The 3,925-nt window shown below is 61.9% G+C and carries 4 protein-coding genes and 1 pseudogene; 1 reads left to right on the plus strand and 4 read right to left on the minus strand.

From position 1 onward, the window contains the following. The first annotated feature begins 142 nt into the window (after window positions 1–142). Window positions 143–1,054 (plus strand): LysR family transcriptional regulator, encoded by a 912-nt coding sequence (locus ACRCSW_RS17265; protein ID WP_438706885.1) that lies wholly within the window; start codon window positions 143–145, stop codon window positions 1,052–1,054. Here ACRCSW_RS17265 and ACRCSW_RS17270 read toward each other — a convergent pair. From ACRCSW_RS17270 to ACRCSW_RS17285, 4 genes and pseudogenes are all read right to left on the minus strand, one after another. Then, window positions 1,011–1,331 carry a DUF4260 family protein gene (locus ACRCSW_RS17270; RefSeq protein ID WP_438706886.1) on the minus strand — a complete coding sequence of 107 codons (321 nt, stop codon included), beginning with the start codon at window positions 1,329–1,331 and terminating at the stop codon, window positions 1,011–1,013. The genes ACRCSW_RS17265 and ACRCSW_RS17270 overlap by 44 nt on opposite strands. Then, window positions 1,234–2,814: a VOC family protein gene (locus ACRCSW_RS17275; protein ID WP_438706887.1), complete on the minus strand. Its 1,581-nt coding sequence runs from the start codon at window positions 2,812–2,814 to the stop codon at window positions 1,234–1,236. Before ACRCSW_RS17275 ends, ACRCSW_RS17270 begins: the two co-directional genes overlap by 98 nt. After that, complete coding sequence (locus ACRCSW_RS17280) at window positions 2,811–3,431, minus strand: glutathione S-transferase family protein (RefSeq protein WP_438706888.1); 621 nt, start codon at window positions 3,429–3,431, stop codon at window positions 2,811–2,813. Before ACRCSW_RS17280 ends, ACRCSW_RS17275 begins: the two co-directional genes overlap by 4 nt. Before the next feature lie 189 nt (window positions 3,432–3,620). Beyond that, window positions 3,621–3,925: pseudogene (locus tag ACRCSW_RS17285) on the minus strand (type 1 glutamine amidotransferase domain-containing protein); the annotation flags it as partial.

Here is a 3,925-nt window from a genome sequence, read left to right on the forward strand (position 1 = left end):
TTGCGGGAACCTTCCTTGAGATGAGTTGCTTCGGAGGTCGATCAGCCGCGTTGGCTTATCGATGAGCTGAAAATGGTGCCTCCCGAGGTATTTCTCAAATTTACTTCCTTGATTTTAGATATTCATGTGAAATTATGACTGGATGAGATACGACCTCAACCTGCTCCCGGTCTTTCTGGCTCTGATGGAGGAGCGCAGCGTCACACGCGCTGCAGCCCGACTGGGCATCACCCAGCCGGCGCTGTCCAATTCGTTGAACCGCCTGCGCGACACCCTGCGGGATCCGCTGTTCATCCGCGAAAGGTACGGCATCAAACCGACACCTCTAGCGGACGAGATTGCTCCGATAGTCGAGGCCGCCCTGGCGCAGCTGGACGATCTCATCTTGAAACAGCAGGAGTTTCAGCCGGCGGAAGCCGAACGACTGTTCACACTTGCACCCAACAGCTACGTGGAGCTTGTTCTGATGCCCGTCCTTGTCGCGAAGGTGGGTGAACTGGCGCCAGGCATCAGTCTCCGCATGACGCCATTCGGCAATGAAGTTGCGGACACCGGCGTCGTTTCCGGCTCAACCGCCATGGTGCTTGGCCGTATCACCGATCCGCCGGATAATCTCGTCGTCCAGCATCTGTTGGACGATGGGTTGGCCTGCGTGGTGCGCAAGGACCATCCCGAGATTCGGGACCGTATCTCCCGAGAGCAGTATGAGATGCTGAAGCACGTGAACGTGCTGCCACCGGGCAGACTGCGCGCGGGCCTCTTCCAGGCATTGGAGCACCAGAACCTCAAGCGAGAGGTCGCCGTGTCTGTCACCCACTTCCTTGCCGTGCCTGAGATGATTGCCGTCACGAACTACTGCGCAACACTGCCGCGCCTTATCTGCCGGAAGCTTGAACGGGATGCGCGCCTGAAGGTCATACCGGCACCCGTCGACCTCGGCACGTTTCCCGTGCAGATGGCCTGGCACGTTCGCTATCGCAATGACCCTGCCCACAGGTGGTTGCGTTCGATTATTGGCGAGTTCGCCAAAGAAATAGCTGCGGAACATGCCTAGGCCCGGCCAGGTAACCGGCAAAGCTGATATCCGGCGCGAAGAAAACAACTGCGGCCTGCCACCAGACGATCCCATCCCCAAGGAACACGAATAGTCCGAGCGCCGAGAGGCAAACGCCCGCGCCTTCCAACCGTTGCCAACTGATGGTGTCCATCGTGCATGCCCTCCTTCGTTGGCCCTCACGACGAAGTATCTGGCTGTTGGACAGTCGCCGCGCCCGGAAGGTTCTGCCGAAGCCATTGCGCGGCCTCCATGACGTCCGCGCTGGATAGATCATGGCCTGTCGCCAGCGTCCGGACCGTGACTTTCGCGCCCGAGGCCCGCAGAAGGTCCGCCAGCGTTGACGGATGGGGAGCCAACGGATCGTCACGTCCATCGAGCACCAGCACTATGGTGCTTGAAAGATCACCTGCCCCTTGGTTCTCCAACGCCTGGAAACCGCGCAGTAGGATCGCGCGGCGGACGACATCGGGATGAGACTGGATGACGGCAGCCAGCAGGCTTGCCCCATTGGAGTAGCCAAGGAAAACGAGCCGGTCCATATCCAGTCCGTACCCTGTCACGGCCCCCTTGATAAAGGCTGCGAAGGCCTCGGCTTCGCTGCGGAGGTCCGCCTGATCGAATGTCGCGGTGTCGATCCGGCGGAACCAGCGATTGGTTCCTTCCTCGGTCGCCCGACCGCGCACCCCCAGAAGCGTCGCATTAGCTGCAATGCGGCGGGCGATCGGCATCAGATCGGCCTCGTTTCCACCGGTGCCATGCAACAGCACCAATGTAGTGCCATCCGGGTGCTCCGGTCGGTTGAAACGATGAATGAAGGGAAGGTTGCGAACGGGAAACCGCTCTTCGCCCGGCAGGGCAAATTGCGGCAGCATGGCCTTCAGATCATCGGCGCGGCCGGCCTCGTGCGGCGGCAGAAACAAAGTCTGGCCAAGCTCGTCGGGTGTTTCGTCAACGGTCATTCCGGGCCCGTCCGTTGCGTATTCCATGAGAATGCCTGCGGGATCACGCACGTAAAGCGACAGAAAGTACTTCCTGTCATGAACCTCGGTTGGCCCAAGGTTCTTGAGCGACAGCCGCATCGACCTGACCGCATCGGCATCCGGCGCGCGGAACGCCACATGGTCCGGCACTCCGGCGCCCGGCACGGATGGCACGAAGCCCGACACTTCCCTGACGTCGACAACATCGGTATCGGACTCCATACGCTGCGTCAGGCCAGCACGCTGTGCGTGACTGTAGCCGAAACGTGTCAGGAACTCTGCGGTCTCCGCCGCCTTGTCGGTCAGGACAGTGACGCCCCGCAGCCGGGTGGGCGCATCGGGAAGCGGAGCCGATGTCGGCATGTCGACACCGACCAGCTTCACGATCAACCCGTCCGGGTCTTTCAGCCGCAGGACCGGCTCTGCGAACTCGCGAGACGGTCCCTCGAACGGGACATGGGCCGCGAGCGTTCTGGTCAGCCAGTCGGCGATGGACGCGGGCGGCACGGCAAGCGCCACTTCCGAGACCTGCCCGATGCCGGTGCGGCCACGGCCGGTGGCCTCCCACACGAGGAAGGTCAGCAACGATCCGGGGCTGCCGAGGCCGTCTCCGTAAAGCAGGTGCAACTGCTCGGCGTCCGCATAACCGGCAGTCCGCTTTACCAGCTTGAGGCCGAGGAAACCGACATAGAAGTCGACGTTGGCCTGCACATTGGCGGTGATGCCGGTGATGTGGTGAAGGCCGCTTGCCGTTCGTGCCAAGCCGCTCGCGCTCACTTGCCCGCCTCGCGCGCAAGAACCTTCTGAACCGCCGGATCGACAGCAATCCTGTCATGCAGCGCCTGCACATTGGGATATTCCGTCAGGCCGCCCGGCAAGAGCCTTATCGCCCAACGGATCATCGGGAAGGAATAGGCGTCGATCACCGAGCGTCCCTCATCAAGGATGTATTCCCGCCTGTCGAGGTGACGGTTCAGAATGCCGAACTGCTTTGCGACCAGCTTGTGACCTGCCTCCACTACCGCCTTCCGGGCCGCTTCGTTGTCATCAGTCGTGTAGCGTTGGGGCATGAAGATCGGCCAGAAGGAGGCATGAACGTCCGAGGTGAAGAAGGCCGACCAGCGGTGCGCCTCGGCCTTGGCGCGGATGCCATCCCCGCCGGCAAGCCCGGCCTCGGGGTGCTTGGACGCGAGGTATTCGAGGATGGCACCGCATTGGGTCAGAAGCCAGCCGTCATCTTCGCGAAAGCTGGGCACGGCGCCGACGGGGTTCACCGCCAGAAGCGTGCTGGAGCCATACTGCACCTTGACGGACTCATATGGTGCACCGATCCATTCAAGGGTGACGTGTGGTGCCAGCGAGCAGGCGCCAACGGCGTAGTAGAGTGTGGGCATTTCTTTGTCCTCTCCGTTCAACGGTGCCCGAGAAAGCTCGGACGTATGGCGTGTTCAAGGGCTGGGCGGTGTCACGCCTACCAGTTTCAGCCCGTGAACAGCCTTTTGGACGTTACAACTGGCGGACGATCAGGGTTGTTTTTCCGTTTTGCGCCGCTGTTGCGGCAAACCGTCGCGAAGCAGTCTCGCTCAGGCTGCCGCGTTGGTGGCGAGCCACTCGATCAAGAGCTTTGCGGCCGGTCCTGACGAGGCTGGATTCTGACCCGTGATCAGGAGACCGTCGCTGACAACGTAAGGTGCCCAGTCGGGGCCTTTGGTGTAGAGTCCGCCTTTGGCCTTCAACTCGTCCTCGACAAGGAACGGCACCACCTTGGTCAGGCCGACGGCGGCTTCCTCCGTGTTAGTGAAACCGGTCACCCTCCGGCCGTCGACCAGCGGGCGTCCATCTGCGGACTTCACGTGGCGCAGCACGCCCGGCGCATGGCAGACCAGTG

Origin of the sequence: Tabrizicola sp. (assembly GCF_051645465.1) — a bacterium.
Classification (GTDB): Bacteria; Pseudomonadota; Alphaproteobacteria; order Rhodobacterales; family Rhodobacteraceae; genus Tabrizicola.

Bases quoted from the DNA above. Each gene is read 5' to 3' on its own strand.
- ACRCSW_RS17265 (WP_438706885.1), top strand. From the start codon at position 143: ATGAGATACGACCTCAACCTGCTCCCGGTCTTTCTGGCTCTGATGGAG.
- ACRCSW_RS17270 (WP_438706886.1), bottom strand. From the start codon at position 1,331: ATGATCTATCCAGCGCGGACGTCATGGAGGCCGCGCAATGGCTTCGGC.
- ACRCSW_RS17280 (WP_438706888.1), bottom strand. From the start codon at position 3,431: ATGCCCACACTCTACTACGCCGTTGGCGCCTGCTCGCTGGCACCACAC.